This window comes from Caulobacter sp. GW822-FHT07D08, from assembly GCF_058798735.1.
This window is the reverse complement of record NZ_JBXAKU010000002.1, coordinates 122913-138652: the sequence shown is the minus strand read 5'-3', so window position 1 is coordinate 138652 and position 15740 is coordinate 122913. Positions and strand designations below refer to the sequence as shown.

The 15740-nt window shown below is 69.3% G+C and carries 15 protein-coding genes; 4 read left to right on the top strand and 11 right to left on the bottom strand.

Annotated elements, in window-relative coordinates:
- Window positions 1-18 precede the first annotated feature (18 nt).
- Window positions 19-654, top strand: coding sequence for a DUF2799 domain-containing protein (locus AC1RJ9_RS04460; protein ID WP_492836341.1), 636 nt, complete (start codon window positions 19-21; stop codon window positions 652-654).
- Between the two features lie 6 nt (window positions 655-660).
- Here AC1RJ9_RS04460 and AC1RJ9_RS04455 read toward each other — a convergent pair whose 3' ends face one another.
- From AC1RJ9_RS04455 to AC1RJ9_RS04415, 9 genes are all read right to left on the bottom strand, one after another.
- A complete protein-coding gene (locus AC1RJ9_RS04455; RefSeq protein ID WP_492836339.1) occupies window positions 661-996 on the bottom strand; it encodes a hypothetical protein in 336 nt (111 codons plus the stop codon).
- Window positions 997-1102: 106 nt separating this feature from the next.
- On the bottom strand, window positions 1103-2083 hold the full coding sequence (locus AC1RJ9_RS04450) for a lipid A-modifier LpxR family protein (RefSeq protein ID WP_492836337.1): 981 nt from the start codon (window positions 2081-2083) through the stop codon (window positions 1103-1105).
- Window positions 2084-2275: 192 nt separating this feature from the next.
- The gene (locus tag AC1RJ9_RS04445; protein ID WP_492836918.1) at window positions 2276-4165 is read right to left on the bottom strand and encodes a ribonucleoside-diphosphate reductase subunit alpha; all 1890 of its coding nucleotides are present in this window, start codon (window positions 4163-4165) and stop codon (window positions 2276-2278) included.
- A gap of 500 nt (window positions 4166-4665) precedes the next feature.
- Window positions 4666-5874: an OmpA family protein gene (locus tag AC1RJ9_RS04440; protein WP_492836335.1), complete on the bottom strand. Its 1209-nt coding sequence runs from the start codon at window positions 5872-5874 to the stop codon at window positions 4666-4668.
- A gap of 336 nt (window positions 5875-6210) precedes the next feature.
- Window positions 6211-7389 carry an ABC transporter permease gene (locus AC1RJ9_RS04435; protein ID WP_492836333.1) on the bottom strand — a complete coding sequence of 393 codons (1179 nt, stop codon included), beginning with the start codon at window positions 7387-7389 and terminating at the stop codon, window positions 6211-6213.
- The gene (locus AC1RJ9_RS04430) at window positions 7386-8321 is read right to left on the bottom strand and encodes an ABC transporter ATP-binding protein (protein ID WP_492836331.1); all 936 of its coding nucleotides are present in this window, start codon (window positions 8319-8321) and stop codon (window positions 7386-7388) included. The genes AC1RJ9_RS04435 and AC1RJ9_RS04430 overlap by 4 nt, the downstream gene beginning before the upstream one ends.
- On the bottom strand, window positions 8318-9331 hold the full coding sequence (locus tag AC1RJ9_RS04425) for an HlyD family secretion protein (protein ID WP_492836329.1): 1014 nt from the start codon (window positions 9329-9331) through the stop codon (window positions 8318-8320). The genes AC1RJ9_RS04430 and AC1RJ9_RS04425 overlap by 4 nt, the downstream gene beginning before the upstream one ends.
- Window positions 9328-9969, bottom strand: a complete 642-nt coding sequence (locus tag AC1RJ9_RS04420) for a TetR/AcrR family transcriptional regulator (RefSeq protein WP_492836327.1) — start codon at window positions 9967-9969, stop codon at window positions 9328-9330. Before AC1RJ9_RS04420 ends, AC1RJ9_RS04425 begins: the two co-directional genes overlap by 4 nt.
- 52 nt (window positions 9970-10021) lie before the next feature.
- The gene (locus AC1RJ9_RS04415; RefSeq protein WP_492836325.1) at window positions 10022-10888 is read right to left on the bottom strand and encodes a class I SAM-dependent methyltransferase; all 867 of its coding nucleotides are present in this window, start codon (window positions 10886-10888) and stop codon (window positions 10022-10024) included.
- A 32-nt stretch (window positions 10889-10920) separates the two neighbouring features.
- Here AC1RJ9_RS04415 and AC1RJ9_RS04410 point away from each other — a divergent pair, with 32 nt between their 5' ends.
- Window positions 10921-11346: a helix-turn-helix domain-containing protein gene (locus AC1RJ9_RS04410; RefSeq protein ID WP_492836323.1), complete on the top strand. Its 426-nt coding sequence runs from the start codon at window positions 10921-10923 to the stop codon at window positions 11344-11346.
- Window positions 11347-11353: 7 nt separating this feature from the next.
- Here AC1RJ9_RS04410 and AC1RJ9_RS04405 read toward each other — a convergent pair whose 3' ends face one another.
- The gene (locus AC1RJ9_RS04405; RefSeq protein ID WP_492836321.1) at window positions 11354-13150 is read right to left on the bottom strand and encodes a cation:proton antiporter domain-containing protein; all 1797 of its coding nucleotides are present in this window, start codon (window positions 13148-13150) and stop codon (window positions 11354-11356) included.
- A 17-nt stretch (window positions 13151-13167) separates the two neighbouring features.
- Entirely contained in the window at window positions 13168-13431 is a 264-nt protein-coding gene (locus tag AC1RJ9_RS04400; RefSeq protein WP_492836917.1) for a helix-turn-helix domain-containing protein, read from the bottom strand.
- Between the two features lie 71 nt (window positions 13432-13502).
- On the opposite strand from AC1RJ9_RS04400, the gene ybaL reads away from it, so the two are divergent.
- Window positions 13503-15185, top strand: a complete 1683-nt coding sequence (ybaL, locus tag AC1RJ9_RS04395) for a YbaL family putative K(+) efflux transporter (RefSeq protein WP_492836319.1) — start codon at window positions 13503-13505, stop codon at window positions 15183-15185.
- A gap of 60 nt (window positions 15186-15245) precedes the next feature.
- Window positions 15246-15740, top strand: coding sequence for a copper chaperone PCu(A)C (locus AC1RJ9_RS04390; RefSeq protein WP_492836317.1), 495 nt, complete (start codon window positions 15246-15248; stop codon window positions 15738-15740).

Below are 15740 nucleotides of genomic sequence, written 5' to 3'. Positions count from 1 at the left end.
CGGATGCCGAGCCTATCGATGCGAAGCCTTATCGTCGGGGTGGCTGTCGCTGGGGCGCTGACCACGGTCGGCTGCGCGACCATCAGCAAGGAGCAGTGCCTGAGCGGCGACTGGGGCGCGGTCGGCTACGGCGACGGGGTGGACGGCCGCCCGATGAGCCGCCTCGACGCCCACGCCAAGGCCTGCGCCAAGGTGGGGGTGACGCCGGAGCCCGTCCCCTATTTCGCGGCGCGCGCCGAGGGGCTGAAACGCTACTGCACCGAACCGAACGGCTTCCGGGTCGGCCGCGAGGGCAAGGCCTATGCCGGGGTCTGCCCGCCGCCGGTCGAGGCCGAATTCCTGGGCGGCTACGCGGACGGCGAGCGGGTCCACGCGGCGACGCAGCGGCTGGAGTCGGCGCGGTCGGATCTCAGCTCGGCCGATGCGCGCGCCGACAAACGCGCCCGCCAGGCCGACGGGGTCGAGGATGAGTTGCGCAATCCCAAGCTCACCGACGAGCAGATCCGCGAACTGCGCGATCGTCTGAACCGGCTGCGTCGCGAGCGTCGGGAGGCGATCGAGGACGGCCGCCGCGCCGACGCGGCGATCCGTGACGCCGAGCGCGAGGTCGACGATCTCAGAGCCCGCTTCTCGCCCCGCTACGGCGGCTGGTGAGCGCCCCTAAGCCTTCTTCAGGTGCCGGGCGCGCAGCTTTTCGACATTCGGCGGATCGGCGCGGAAGTCCGACGCCAGGCCCAGGCGGGCGTTGCACGACGGGCAGCGGACCGAGTCCTCATCGGGGATGTCCGTCGGCGGATCGAAACGCGTACCGCAAGGCTTGCACTTCCAGTCGCCGGTTGGCGCGGGAGCCGGCGGCGGCGGGGCCGCATGGGGCGTGAACACGGTGGCGCGGGCCGACGGCTTGACCATACGCTCGAGCGGCGGCGGCCCGCCGGGCGCGGCGACCGCGCTCTTCAGGCTCAGGGTCTTGCGGCGCGGGGGCTCGCTATCGCTCATGATCTCGCTTGGCGGCTGGTGGAAGGGACGGCGCTAGCTGCATGAAAGCGGCCCGGAACACAAGCCTAATAGGCCTTTGGCCCGCTCGCCAGCAGCTTGAGCGCGCCTACCACTGGGGCTTGAGGCTGAACGACAGGGCCACCACGTCGTCTTTCTGGGTGGCCAGACCCATGATGCCTTCCCTGGCCTTGATCGCGCGGTGGATGTAGCCCAGCGAGGCCTGCATCGGCCCGCGGCGCCAGGCGATGCCGGCCTGGCTGTCGCCGATCAGCTTGCTGGTGGCGTCCTGGGTCAGGCCCGCGCGGCTCCAGTCGCCGTTCTGGCCGCGCAGCATGTTCAGGCCCACGGCCCGGCCGCTGGCGGCGGCGAAGATGTACCAGCGTCCGCGCGTCCCGAAGGCCGCATTGCCGTCCTGGACGCCGAGGGCGTCGTTCACCCGGGCGCCCATGTTCTTCTTCTTGCCCAGGCGCACGGTGGCGCCGGCCTCGGCCGAGCCGCCGGCCCCGCCATAGCCGATGCCGGCGTGCGGCGTGACGTCGAGGGCGAACCTGCGGCCTTCCAGCGACATGGCCGAGGGCCAGCCGCGCGTCACGGTCACGTCGACCTCGCGCAGCGCGTAGCCGTCCTCGTTGTCGGGGCGGACCAGGGTCAGCGGCGCATAGGCGGCGGTCGGCGCCATGCCGGCCATCGAGACGCGGACCGAGTCGATCGGACCGCCGGCCTTGGCCTGGTGGCTGAAGGCGTTGGAGCGCCAGGTCACGGGACCCGCGCCGTCATAGAAGCGATCGGCGTCGAGGATGCGGGCGTCGCCGGCCAGGGCGGCGGGCGACAGCGTAAAGCCGCCCTCGACCTTGCCCTGGGGCGCGTCGAGATCGCGGGCCGCGAACCCCGTGGCGCTTTCGGGATCGAGCGGACGCAGGCTCTCGGGCTTTACCTGAAAGGAGATCGGCGCGAGGGGCTTGGGAGCCGGCGCGGGCGCGGCCTTGCCGACCTTCTGAGCCGCGCAAGCGACGCCGGCGTGGCCGGCCGCCATGCCCGCGATCACGGCCATCAGGCAGAAAACGGTACGCTCCCCAGCGACCCGCATCACGGATTCCCCAATCCAATCGGACACTCAGCCTACGCCCGTTTCCCCGCGTGTCCATCGCGGCGAAAACGCACAGGGTCTGAACCCGTTGTGACAGACCAAGGTTCCCGGAACGTGAAACGGCGGCGCGATTTCTCGCGCCGCCGTCATTTTCACAGATCCTGGTCGCCGGGCTTACCGACGGGCCGTCGCCTACTGACAGGCAAGGCACTCGTCGTAGTCGGTCTTTTCCGGGACGTCGAAGCCGCCCGCGCCCGGGACCGCCGCGACCTTGTCCTCGGCGCCGGCATAGGCCGCGCGCTGCACCGACTTGGAGCGCAGGTAGTAGAGGCTCTTCACGCCCCGCTCCCAGGCCTGCCAGTGCAGCATGTGCAGGTCCCACTTGTCGACGTCGCCCGGCAGGAAGATGTTGACCGACTGGCTCTGGCAGATTTCCGGCGTGCGGTCGGCGGCCAGCTCGACCACCCAGCGCTGGTCCAGCTCGAAGGCGGTCTTGTAGACGTCCTTCTCGTCCTGGCTCAGGAAGTCCAGGTGCTGGACCGAGCCTTCCTGTTCCAGGATCGAACCCCACACCGCGTCGGTGTTCTGGCCCTTCTCCTCGAGCAGCTTCTCCAGATAGGGGTTCTTCACCGCGAACGAGCCCGACAGGGTCTTGTGGGTGTAGATATTGGCCGGGATCGGCTCGATGCCCGCCGAGGTGCCGCCACAGATGATCGAGATCGAGGCGGTCGGGGCGATGGCCAGCTTGTGCGAGAAGCGCTCCTTGGAGCCGCGATCGGCGGCGTCCGGGCACGGGCCCTTCTCTTCGCCCAGGGCGATCGAGGCCTTGTCGGCCTCGCGGCGCAGGTGCTTGAACATCCGCATGTTCCAGCTCTTGGCCAGGGCGCTTTCGAACGGCACGTTCTGGCTCTGCAGGAAGCTGTGGAAGCCCATCAGGCCCAGGCCCACCGAACGCTCGCGCATGGCGGCGTAGGCGGCGGTCGAGGCCGCGTCCGGGGCGCGATCGATGAAGTCCTGCAGGACGTTGTCGAGGAAGCGCATGACGTCCTCGATGAACGTCGGGTGGTCGCGCCACTCCAGATAGGTCTCGGCGTTGACCGACGACAGGCAGCAGACGGCGGTGCGCTCCTGGCCCAGGTGGTCGGTGCCGGTGTGCAGCATGATCTCGCTACACAGGTTCGACTGGCGCACCTTCAGGCCCAGCTCGCGCTGGAACGAGGGCATGGCGCGGTTCACCGTGTCGGAGAAGATCAGGTAGGGCTCGCCGGTTTGCAGGCGCAGCTCCAGCACCTTCTGCCACAGGGCGCGGGCGTCGACTTCGCGCAGGACCTCGTTGGTCTTGGGCGAGCGCAGGCCGAACTTGGTCCCGTCACGCACGGCGTGCATGAAATCGTCGGTGATGGAGAGGCCGTGGTGCAGGTTCAGGGACTTGCGGTTGAAGTCGCCCGACGGCTTGCGGATCTCGAGGAACTCCTCGATCTCCGGGTGGTGGATGTCGAGATAGACGGCGGCCGAGCCGCGACGCAGGCTGCCCTGCGAAATCGCCAGGGTCAGCGAGTCCATCACGCGGATGAAGGGGATGATGCCCGAGGTCTGGCCCTGGCCCTTGACCTTCTCGCCGATCGAGCGGACGCCGCCCCAGTAGGTGCCGATGCCGCCGCCGTTGGCCGCCAGCCAGACGTTCTCGTTCCAGACGCCCAGGATGCCGTCCAGGCTGTCGTTGACGGCGTTGAGGAAGCAGCTGATCGGCAGGCCGCGATCGGCGCCGCCGTTCGACAGCACCGGGGTGGCCGGCATGAACCACAGGCGGCTCATATAGTCGTAGACGCGCTGGGCGTGGTCGGCGTCGTCGGCGAAGGCCGTCGACACGCGGGCGAACATGTCCTGGTAGGACTCGCCCGGCAGCAGGTAGCGGTCTTCCAGCGTGGTCTTGCCGAAGTCGGTCAGCAGGGCGTCGCGCGAGCGATCGACCAGCACCTTCTGCACCAGCGCCAGCTGCGGGCGCTTGGCGGGCTTGATCGCGGCCAGACGGGCCTCGTTCCGGATGTTCGTCTTCGCCGCTTCACTGCCGTTCATGACCAAATCCATTGCTCAATCAGCGTGTTCCGGAGAAGGGACATGCCCCGGTCAGCCGCTATATCTTGTGGCTGAGGAGCCCCCTCAACCCACATATGGGGCCACAGTGGTGAATGACTCGTCAACGGCCGCGCCCTGAGTTTTTCGTTAACAACCTGTGAACGCCCCGAACTTGTGAGGCAGGATCAAGGGGTTGCATAGGCGAACTTTTTTCACCCGCGACAGGACGCCGCAAGGCGCTCCAGGACATCCGCCCCCGGACAACGTCGTTCGTTAACAGGAGGGCCACAAGGGATGGTGGTCGGCGGTGGACGGCGCTCGCGAGCTCGCCTCTCGCGCGACCGCCGCTAAAGCCCAGCAAACCGGGCCTTCAGGCCGGATATGGGGTCGGCGGCCGCGCCGCCAAGCGTCGCCGGACGGCTCAAATGGCGCCCGCTCGGCGCCAGACATAGAGAAAGGGCCCGGCGTTGCCGCCGGGCCCTCCCAAGTCTTCAGTCGATTCGATCTTAGAAGTTGATCGAGATCGTGGAACGGCGGTTCAGCGGTTCCTTCACACCGTCGCCGGTGGCGACGGCCGGAGCGCTTTCGCCCTTCCAGTCGACGCCGAGCACGGCGGCCGGGACACCTTGCGAGACCAGGGCGTCAGCGACGGCCTTGGCGCGGCGTTCCGAGAGCTTCACGTTGTACTTCGGCGAACCCGACGTGTCGGTATGGCCGACGACGATGATCTTCGTCGCGTGACCGTCGTTCGAGTACTTCGCGGCTTCCGTGACCACCGATTGCGCTTCCGGCGTCAGGACCGATTGGTCGAACGGGAAGTACACGATGAACTCGCGGGCCTCATACTGCGGCGGCGGCGGAGGCGGCGGCGGCGGGGGAGGCGGCGGAGGCGGGGGCGGAGGAGGCGGCGGCGGCGGCGGCGGCGGCGGCGGCGGCGGCGGCGACGCGAACGAGTAGCGGAGACCCACGGTCACCGACTGGTCCCGATACTGGCCAGCGAACGCGCCCGGCTGCAGAACGCCCGAGCCGCTCGACTGCCACGTGTGGTCTTCACCGGTCAGATAACGATAGGTGAAGTCGATCTTCAGCTTGTCGGTCGCCTTGATCGAGGCGCCGGCCAGCAGTTGCCAGGCGACGGCCATATCGTCGTCGTCGACCGTCAGGTTCTGGATCGCGGGGTTCGCGGCCGTGTACGGGCCCGGAACGGCGCTGAACTGGCCCAGGGCCTTGACATCCAGACGGTTGATGCCGACGCCGGCGCCGACGAACGGGTTCAGCCAGGAGTCCGGAGCGAAGTCATAAATGACGTTCGCCATCAAGGTCCACGAGTCGATCGAGCCGCTCGGAGCGCCGCAGGTCGGAGCCGCGACGGTGCGGGTCACGCCGGGGGTGCAGAGCGCGATCGGCTGAGCGCGAGCAGCGTTGCCGCGGACGCCCGTCAGGTCGCCGGGGCGATAGCCGCCTTCGACTTCAGCGCGGACGTGCGGGTTGAATTGGTAGCCCAGGCGGACAAAGCCGGTCCAGTCGCTGTCCGACTTCCAGGCATAGTGATAGTGAGCACCGTCCGGAGCGTTGGTGTCCGACTCGGTCTTCAGGCTTTGCGGCCAGTGATAGCCGAGGTCGACCGCGCCGTACCAGCCGGTCTCTTGGGCCGAAACGCCCGACGCGGCGAACACCGCGACCAGAGCAGCTCCTGCCAGGAGGTTGAGTTTCATCGTTGAAGAGCCCTCTATTGCCCTGCCCAGGCCGGATACCGACCGAGCACTGTTATACCAAGGCGAACGCCACGGGAAAGTGTCAGCAAAGACACACTCGTCAGGTTTCGCCCCCCTGCCCTTTGCTCAGGAAAGCCAAACAAGACCGCCCCTCAGAAATCAACTTCCGAGCGTGCCCGCCGACATCCACTGCAGATAAGCGTCAGCTCCGCTGGGTTCGCACGTGAACAGGTCGCGCGCAAGGGCTTGAAGGCGGGAAACGATCAAGCATTCGCAAAGCGTCGCCTAAAAACCGCACATTTCAACCTCTTCAGTCAGGTCCTGGAGAACGTCAACCTAATCCAGAGTGGTCCGGTACCGCGCCATGGCCAGGCCGGAGATCGCGACGACAAACAATCCGAGCGCGGAAAGACTTGGCCAAAGCTCGGCGGCGTCCAGCCCCTTGAGCAAGGCGCCGCGCACGACTCTGAGAAAGTGCGTCACCGGGATCACGCCGCCCAGGGCCTGAGCCCATTGCGGCATTCCCCGGAACGGGAACATGAAGCCCGACAGCAGGATCGAGGGCATGATGTAGAAGAATGACATCTGCATCGCCTGCAGCTGGGTGCGGGCCACGGTCGAGATCAGGAAGCCCAGGGCCAGCGATCCGATGATGAACAGCAGGACGCCCAGGCTCAGGGCCAGCCAGCCCCCAAGAAGATCAGAGCTTCCCATCGGCACGGCGAACAGGGCCTTGGCCAGGACCAGGATCACCACCGTCTGGATCACGCCGACGGCGACATAGGGCGTCAGCTTGCCGATCATCACCTCGATCGGCCGGGCCGGCGTGGCCAGCAGGCTCTCCATGGTGCCGCGCTCATATTCCCGCGTGACGCCCAGCGCGGTCATCATCACCAGGGTCATCGACAGGATCACGCCCAGCAGGCCCGGCACGATGTTGTAGGCGGTGATGGCCTCCGGATTGTAGCGGCGGTGGATCACCACCTCGAACGGGTCGCCGCCCGCCGCCCCTTGGCTCCTTGGGGCGACCGCCCCCACCAGATCGCGCGTCAGGGCCGTCCGGGGCAGGCTGGACAGCGCCGCGAGCGCCCCGCCGGTCGCGGCGGGGTCCGAGGCGTCGGCCTCGACCAGGATCTGGGCCGCGTCGCCGCGCACCACGCGCCGCGTGAAGTCGGCGGGTATCGTCAGGGCGAACTGCGCCTCGCCGCGCGCCACGGCTTCGTCCAGCTCCCGGGGGGACGTCGCCGTGCGGACGATCTCGAAATAGCCGCTGTTGACCAGGGCCGAGAGAGTCGAGCGCGCCATCGGCCCCTGGTCCTGCACCAGCACCGCCATCGGCAGGTTCCGCGGGTCGTTGTTGATGGCGTAGCCGAACAGCAGCAGCTGCACGATCGGCATGACCAGGATCATGGCGTAGGTCAGCCGGTCGCGGGTGAGCTGGATGAACTCCTTGATCAGCACCGCCAGGATGCGCGCGCCGGAGAGCCGCCTCCCCCTGCCGCCTCGGGCGCTCATTGGAAATTGTCCGACGACTGATCCATCAGCCGGATGAACACGTCCTCCAGGGTCGGCTGGACCTCGATCCATTCCAGGGGCGGCTTGCGATAGGGCGCGATGGCCGCCTCCAGCGCCGCGCGGTCGGTTCCGCTGACGTGCAGGGCCGACCCGAACGGCGCGGCCATCAGCACGCCGGGCGCCGTGGCGAGATCCCCGGCCAGGCGATCCGCGCCCAGTCCTTCGGCCGTCTGCCCCTCGGCGCGGAACGTGATGAGGCCGCTCTCGGCGATCACCGCTTCGGCCGTGCCCCGCGCCATCAGCTTGCCGTAGGCGATGTAGGCGATGTCGTGGCAGCGCTCGGCCTCGTCCATGTAGTGGGTCGAGACCATCACGGTCAGGCCCTCGGCCGACAGGGCGTGGATCTCGTCCCAGAACTCGCGCCGCGCCTTGGGATCGACGCCGGCGGTCGGCTCGTCGAGCAGCAGCAGCCTGGGTTCGTGCATGACGCTGGCGGCCAGGGCCAGGCGTTGCTTCCAGCCGCCCGACAGGCTGCCGGCCAGCTGCTTCCTGCGGGCGGTCAGGCCCAGGCGGTCCAAGCTGTCCCTCACCCGCTCGCGGCGACGGTCCAATTCGTGGACCCGGGCCACGAAATCGAGATTCTCCTCGATCGACAGGTCCTCGTAGAGCGAGAACTTCTGGGTCATGTAGCCGGTCTGGCGCTTGACCGCCTCGGCGTCCTTGCGGAAGTCGAGACCCAGAACCCGCCCCTCGCCGCTATCCGGGGTCAGCAGGCCGCACAGCATCCGCAGGGTCGTGGTCTTGCCCGAGCCGTTGGGTCCCAGGAAGCCCGTGATCTTGCCCGCCCCGACCTGGATCGCCAGGTCCCGCACCACGTGGCGCGGGCCGAAGCTCTTGTTCAGCCCCCGGACATCGACGGCCAGGTCGCTCACCGGCCATCCCCCTTGGACGAGCCGTCCAGAGGAACTATGTCGACCGGCTGGCCCGGCGCCAGGGCCGGACCGGGCTCGGGCTTCGCCTCGACCAGGAACACCAGGCGCTGGCGGGCCTCGCGGCTGTAGATCACCGGCGGGGTGAATTCCGACCGAGGGCTGACATAGTTGATCCGCGCCGAGCGCTCGGCCCCGCAGCCGTCGCACGAGAAGCGGACGATCGTTCCCGGCCGATAGCGCGCCACCTCGGCCTCGGGCGCGAAGAAGCGTAGCCGCACGCGGTCGTCGGACAGCAGGGCCACGACCGGCTGGTTGGCGGCCGCCCATTCGCCGGGCTGGTAGAAGACGTCCTGCACCCGGGCGGCGGCCGGGGCCTTGGGGCTGATCTGATCCAGACGCGACTGGGCGGCGGTCAGGGTCTCGCGGGCCGAGGCGACGGCGGACTGGGCCGCGGCCACGGCGTCCGGCCGCGCGCCCAGCCCGCCGACGGTCTTGCGCCGCGCCACGGCCGCGGCGTTGGCGCGGGCGGTGTCGAGCGCGGCCTTGGCCTGGTCGAGACGCGCCGGCGCATAGATGCCCTTGGCCACCAGCGGCGCGATGCGGTCATAGTCCGACCGGGCCTGGCGGATCTGAGCCTCGGTGGCGGCGCGCTCGGCGTCATAGACGGCCAGTTCCTGCGGGCGCTGACCCTTCTCGGCGTCGCGCAGCTGAGCCTGCGCGATCGCCACCTGGGCGGCGGCCTGGTCGCGGGCGGCGGTCAGCTGGGCCGCGTCCAGGGCGAACAGCGGCTGGCCGGCTCTCACCCGATCGCCGCGCTGGACGGCCACCGTGCTGACCAGGCCCGCGTTCGCGGCCCCGACATACAGCGTCTCGCCCTCGACATAGCCCGACAGCCGGTGCGGCCGATGGGCGTCCGGCCCCAACAGTCGCCAGCCCAGGAAGCCGGCCAGACCGACGCCCGCCACGACGGCGACGATACGGCCAGGAGAGGGGTGGGCCGCGGGCTTCAAGACTTGCCCTCCAGGCGCGGCGTCAGGCCCAGCAGCACCGTGTCGGCGTGCTGGGCGATCAGCGCCTCCAGATCGACGGGGGGCGCGCCGACGGGGGTGAAGGTTTCGCGCCAGATCACGCCGGTCAGGATGGGCCCCATGATGCTGAAGGCCTGCAGGCGCGGGTCGCCCGGCCGGACCTCGCCGCGCTCCTGGCCCCGTCGGATCGCGTTTCCGATCGCCGTCAGGGCGCGGCTGACCACCTCGTCGTGCCAGACGCGGGCCAGCTCCGGGAAGTTTCGCGACTCGCCGATGACCAGCTTGGCCACCGCCCCCAGCCTCGTGGTCGCGATCACCGAGGCGAGGCGGGCGAACATCAGGCGCAGCATGTCGGGAAAGGGGATCGTGGCCTGGGCCAGCATGGCCTCGACCATGTCCAGGTTCGGGGCCACCGCCTCGCGGACCACCGCGCGGAAGATGTCCTCCTTGGTCTCGAAATAGAGATAGAGCGCGCCCTTCGAGACGCCGGCCCGGGCGGCGATCTCGTCCAGCTTGGCGGCGGCGAAGCCCTTCTCCGCGAACACCTCGAACGCCGCCTGGACGATCTCGCCCGGCCGCGCCTCGGCGCGTCGACGCCATTTGGGATTTCCGGCCTGCATGCCTGTTCGCCTTTAATGACCCAGAAGTCATTAGAGGCGAACAGGCCGAAACTCAAGCCTTCGCGGTCACCAGCCAGCAGGCCGAGTTCATCTCGGCGACGCCATCCTTCACGTAAGGCTCCAGCGCCTTCGTCACCGCTGCTCCAACCGTCTCGCGCACGGCCTCGTCCTGGCCAGCCAGGATCGGGTTCAGCGGACCGACGCGCAGGCTCATGGTCAGCAGTTCCTCGGCGCTGACCGGCGTCGGGTCGTCCAGCGGATCAACCACCACATCGCGCCAGCCGCTCTGTTGCAGGATCGCCAGCACCCGGTCCGGATCGGCGAAGCCGAAGCGGCCCGGCGCGTCCTTCTCGAACTTCGGGAGGCTCGGCAGGAACGGCGCGGCGGCCGCCAGCGGGACCGTCGTGATGGCGTTGTCCTCGGGCCCGCGCCAGCAGGCGAAGGCCAGGCGGCCGCCGGGCTTCAAGGCCGCGCGCAGATTGGCGAAGGCCGCGACGGGATCGGGGAAGAACATCACCCCGAACCGCGAGACGATGGCGTCGAATTTGGCCTCGAAGGCGTGGGTCTGGGCGTCGGCCTGCAGGAAGTCCACGCCCTCCAGACCATCCTCGCCCGCCCGGCGTCGCGCCAGCGCCAGCAGCGCCGGCGAGATGTCGACGCCGACCGCCCGCCCTTCCGGACCCACTCGCCAGGCCGCCTCGAAGGTGGTCGCGCCCGCGCCGCAGCCGACGTCCAGCACCGCCTCGCCCGCGCGCGGGTCGGCGGCGTCGACCACCGCCCGGGCGATGGGCCGGTACATCCGGTCCAGCAGCCCCTGCTGCTCGACCCACACTTGCCCGGCGCGGTCCCAATAGGCCGCCATGTCCTGGTCGCTCACGCGCGTCTCCCTGTTGTTGCGATCGTCGTCTTCCCCGCGCATCCTGCAAGTTAAAGCGCACTTGAGGTCAAGCGGTGTTCGAGATTGATATTTCGGAATTGGCGAAACGGACCGGCGTGCGCGCCTCGGCCCTGCGGTTCTACGAGGAAAAGGGGCTGATCGCCTCGACCGGCCGGCGGGGCCTCAAGCGGCTGTTCGCCCCGGCCGTGATCGAGCGGCTGTCGCTGATCGCCCTGGGTCGGGCCTGCGGCTTCTCGCTGGACGAGATCGGCGGGATGCTGGACGGCCCCAAGCGAACCGGCCGAGACATCGACCGCGCGGCCCTTCGCGCCAAGGCCGTCGACCTGGACCGCCGCATCGAACAGCTGACCCGACTGCGCGAGGGCCTGGCCCACGCCGCCGACTGCAAGGTCCCGCTACTGATGGACTGCCCGCATTTCCTGCGCCTCGTGAAGGCGGCGGGCCATCACCGCCGGGGGTACCGGGCGGAAGCGGTGTAGCGTCTTCTCACAGAGAGGCGTCGCGCAGACGCCGGCGGCGGCCGCCCAGGGCGTCGGGGCGGTTCAGTTTCTTGCGGTACTCGTCGCGGCGCGCGTGGATCGAGGCGATGACCAGGCCCATCGGCACGCCGATATCGACCAGCACGGCCTCGGACAGCTGCAGCGAGGCCTCGATGGTCTCGGGCACGGCGTCGGTGGCGCCCAGCTCGTAGAGCCGCGCGGCGTGGTGGGCGTCGCGGGCGCGGACCACGATCGGCACGTCCGGCCGGGCCCCGCGCGCGGCGGCGACCACGGCTTCGGCCACCTCGAAGGCGTCCATGGTCACCACCACCGCCTTGGCCGTGGCCAGGCCGCAGCGCTCCAGAAGCTCGATCCGCGAGGCGTCGCCATAATAGATGCGCTCGCCGTTGCGCCGTCCCTGCTCGACCAGACGCGCGTCGCGATCGACGGCGATCCACGACAGCTCGTGGCGGCCCAGCATGTCGCCGACCAGCTTGCCGACCCGGCCATAGCCAACGACTAGCACCTGGCCGGCCGGCTCGGGACCGACGCGGTCCGGCTCGCGCGGCGTGGACGGCGGGGTTTCGCTGATCGGCAGCGGCGCGCTCTTGCGGCCCAGATAGCCGCCCAGCGCCGCCAGGGCCGGGATCAGGAACATGGTCAGGGTGGCCGAGACCAGCACCGCCTGGCCCAGCGGCCGCGACACCACCTCGGCGTCGATCGCCTTGTCCAGCAGCACGAAGGCGAACTCGCCGCCGGCCGCCAGGATCAGGCCGGCCTCGATCGCCGCGCGCCGGTTCAGGCCCATGGCCAGGCCGCCGACGAAGACCACGGCCGTCTTCAGCAGCATCAGGCCGACGGCCGTGGCCAGGATCGCCACCGGCTGGGCGGCCAGTAGGGAGAGATCCAGGCGGATGCCCAGCGAGACGAAGAACAGGCTCAGCAGCAGGCCCTTGAACGGCTCGATCTTGACCTCGACCTCGTGGCGATACTCGGTCTCGGCCAGCAGTATGCCGGCGACGAAGGCGCCCAGCGCCATCGACAGGCCCGAGAGCGCGCTGACCAGGCCCGCGCCGATGATCACCAGCAGGCAGGCGGCCATGAACATCTCTTCGCTCTTGGCCTTGGCGACGGACTTCAGCATGGGCCGCAGGGCCAGGCGTCCGACCAGCACGATCGCGCCCAGACCGACGGCGGCCGGCGCCAGGGCCAGCAGGTCCTTGACCTGGAACGATCCATGGCCGCGGCCGAGGATGGCCAGGGTGATCAGGATCGGCGCCACGGCCAGGTCCTGGAACAGCAGCACCGAGAAGGTGGCGCGGCCGGCTTCGGAATGCAGGCGGCGACGCTCGGCCAGCACCGGCACGGCGATGGCGGTCGAGGACAGGGTCAGGGCCGCGCCGATGGTCAGGGCCGCCACCGGGCTCTGGCCCAGCAGCATGGCCACCGCGCCCAGGCCCAGCGAGCAGGCGATCACCTGGATCGCGCCCAGGCCGAACACCCATCGGCGCATCAGCCGCAGGCGCTCCCACGACAGCTCCAGCCCGATCATGAACAGCAGGAACACGACCCCGAACTCGGCCAGCTGGGCGATTTCATCGGGATTGTCGACGGTGACGTAGTCCAGCCACGGGGCGTAGGGGATGAACCGGCCCAGGCCGAACGGCCCCAGGATGACCCCGGCCAGCAGATAACCCAGGATCGGATTGATTTTCAGCCGCTTGAAGAGCGGCGCGACGATACCGGCGGTCGCCAGGAACAGGACCAGGTCCTTGTAGCTCTCTGGGGAAACCTCGTGCGCCACGCGCCCTCCTGCGTTGTTTAAGTTGGCCTCTTGAGGCGCACGCCCGGCCCCGCCGCGTTCCCGTCGGTTGTATCCGCCACGATCAGCGACACCCCGCCGGCTTCGATCGCATCGATCAGGAGGCGTTCGGTGCTATGGTGCAAGGCGTGACGCTCGGTCTCGAAGTCCTTGACCGTGCTGCGCGAAACGCCCGCCCGATCGGCGAGTTCGCCTTGGGACCAATTGATCAGCCCGCGAGCGGCCCGGCATTGCGCCGGGAGGAGAATTTTTGCGTGCGGCATCTGGCGTACCCGGGCTTCATCACCCATATTGGTTGAGTACGCTCGAAAAGGATGACCGTCAAGGAGAACTCGTGCATCACACCTCGCTGATCGCCACCATCGTCGCGGGCCTGGGCCTGGCCTTCATCTTCGGCGCCATCGCCAACCGGCTGAAGCTTCCCGTGCTGGTCGGCTATCTGCTGGCCGGCGTGGTGGTCGGGCCGTTCACGCCCGGCTACGTCGCCGACCAGGAGCTGGCGCCGCAGCTGGCCGAGATCGGCGTGATCCTGCTGATGTTCGGGGTCGGTCTGCACTTCTCGCTGAAGGACCTGATGGCGGTGAAGAACATCGCCATCCCCGGCGCGGTCGTGCAGATCGCGGCGGCGACGGCGATGGGCCTGGGCCTGGCGGTCTTTCTGGGCTGGAGCGTCGGGGCGGGGATCGTCTTCGGCCTGGCCCTGTCGGTCGCCTCGACCGTCGTGCTGCTGCGCGCGCTTCAGGAGCGACGGCTGATCGAGACGGGACGCGGCAAGATCGCGGTCGGCTGGCTGATCGTCGAGGACCTGGCCATGGTGCTGGCGCTGGTCCTGCTGCCCGCCCTGTCCGGCATGCTGGGCGGCGAGGCGCCGGCCAACCAGGCCGCTTCCGGTTTCCTGGGCGGCGGCGTCCTGGGCGCCTTCGCCATCACCATCGGCAAGGTCGTGGCCTTCGTGGCCCTGATGCTGATCGTCGGTCGCCGGGTGATCCCGTGGATCCTGCACCGCGTCGCCCACACCGGCTCGCGCGAGCTGTTCCGCCTGGGCGTGCTGGCCATCGCCCTGGGCGTCGCCTTCGGCTCGGCCGCGCTGTTCGGCGTGTCGTTCGCCCTGGGGGCCTTCTTCGCCGGCATGATCATGGCCGAGAGCGAGCTCTCCCAGCAGGCCGCCAACGAGACCCTGCCGCTGCGCGACGCCTTCGCCGTGCTGTTCTTCGTCTCGATCGGCATGCTGTTCAACTATCAGGTCCTGCTGCAGCAGCCGCTGGCGGTGCTGGCCACCGTGGCGATCATCATCATCGGCAAGTCGATCTTCGCCCTGGGCATCGTCCTGGCCTTCCGCCGCCCGATGAGCACCGCCCTGACCATCTCGGCCAGCCTGGCCCAGATCGGCGAGTTCTCGTTCATCCTGGCGGGCCTGGGCGTCTCGCTGAAACTGCTGCCGCCCGAGGGGCGCGACCTGATCCTGGCCGGGGCCATCCTGTCGATCCTGCTCAACCCGCTGCTGTTCGCCCTGCTGGACCGCGTGCTGCCCAAGATGATCGCCAAGGAGCGCAAGGCCGCCGGCGAGCCGCCGATCCTGGCCGCCGCCAAGCCGCACGCCCTGCTGGTCGGCTACGGCCGCGTCGGCAAGCTGGTGGCCGAGGGCCTGAAGGCCATGACCCCGCTGGTCGTCATCGAGGACGACCCCGAGCGCGCCGAGGAACTGCGCAAGGCCGGCTATGAGACGATCGGCGGCAACGCGGTCAAGCCCGAGGTCCTGCTGAAGGCCGGCCTCGAAAAGGCCACCCACCTGTTCGTCGCCGTGCCCAGCCCGTTCGAAGCCAGCCGCATCATCGAACAGGCCCGCGCCGCCAACCCCAACTGCGAGATCGTCGCCCGGGCCTATACCGACGCCGACGTCGCGCTTCTCAAGCAGATGGGCGCCACCCACGCCCTGATCGGCGAGGAAGAGATCGCGCGCGGCATGCTCCTGCGCGCGCCGAAGAAGAAGCCGGCGGCGCAGACCGGACATCACTAGCGTCCGCCAGCCAAGGGCTTCATAGGGCTGACGCCCGACCATCACTGAGGAGGAGCGCCCATGTCGCGTCCGTTCGCCATCGCCCTGACCGCCATCCTGGCCGCCGCCGTCGCCGCCCCGCTGGCTCACGCCGGCGACTACAAGCTCGGCGCCCTGACCATCCGCCAGCCCTGGAGCCGCCCGGCCCAGGCCGGCATGAACGGGGTGGGCTTCATGACCATCGACAACGCCGGCAAGACGCCGGTGACCCTCAGGCGCGTGGAAACCCCGGCCGCCGCCTCGGTCGAGATCCACCAGTCGGCCATGGTGGGCGGCGTCATGACCATGCGCGAGCTGGACAAGGGCGTGGTGATCCCGGCCGGCGGTCAGGTCGCCTTCGCCCCCGGCGGCTACCACCTCATGATCCTGTCGCTGAAAGCGGCCCAGACCGTGGGGCAAAAAGTTCCCGTGACCCTGGTCTTCGACAACGGCCGCAAGGCGCGGGTCGACCTGACCGTCCAACTGGTCCCGCCGTCCGGCAGGCAGGCTCCCGCCATGGCCGAACACAAGCACTGA

Excerpts from the sequence above, each read along its gene's own strand:
- AC1RJ9_RS04460 (WP_492836341.1), top strand. The coding sequence starts at position 19 with ATGCGAAGCCTTATCGTCGGGGTGGCTGTCGCTGGGGCGCTGACCACG.
- AC1RJ9_RS04455 (WP_492836339.1), bottom strand. The coding sequence starts at position 996 with ATGAGCGATAGCGAGCCCCCGCGCCGCAAGACCCTGAGCCTGAAGAGC.
- AC1RJ9_RS04450 (WP_492836337.1), bottom strand. The coding sequence starts at position 2,083 with ATGCGGGTCGCTGGGGAGCGTACCGTTTTCTGCCTGATGGCCGTGATC.
- AC1RJ9_RS04440 (WP_492836335.1), bottom strand. The coding sequence starts at position 5,874 with ATGAAACTCAACCTCCTGGCAGGAGCTGCTCTGGTCGCGGTGTTCGCC.
- AC1RJ9_RS04435 (WP_492836333.1), bottom strand. The coding sequence starts at position 7,389 with ATGAGCGCCCGAGGCGGCAGGGGGAGGCGGCTCTCCGGCGCGCGCATC.
- AC1RJ9_RS04420 (WP_492836327.1), bottom strand. The coding sequence starts at position 9,969 with ATGCAGGCCGGAAATCCCAAATGGCGTCGACGCGCCGAGGCGCGGCCG.
- AC1RJ9_RS04415 (WP_492836325.1), bottom strand. The coding sequence starts at position 10,888 with ATGCGCGGGGAAGACGACGATCGCAACAACAGGGAGACGCGCGTGAGC.
- AC1RJ9_RS04400 (WP_492836917.1), bottom strand. The coding sequence starts at position 13,431 with ATGCCGCACGCAAAAATTCTCCTCCCGGCGCAATGCCGGGCCGCTCGC.
- AC1RJ9_RS04390 (WP_492836317.1), top strand. The coding sequence starts at position 15,246 with ATGTCGCGTCCGTTCGCCATCGCCCTGACCGCCATCCTGGCCGCCGCC.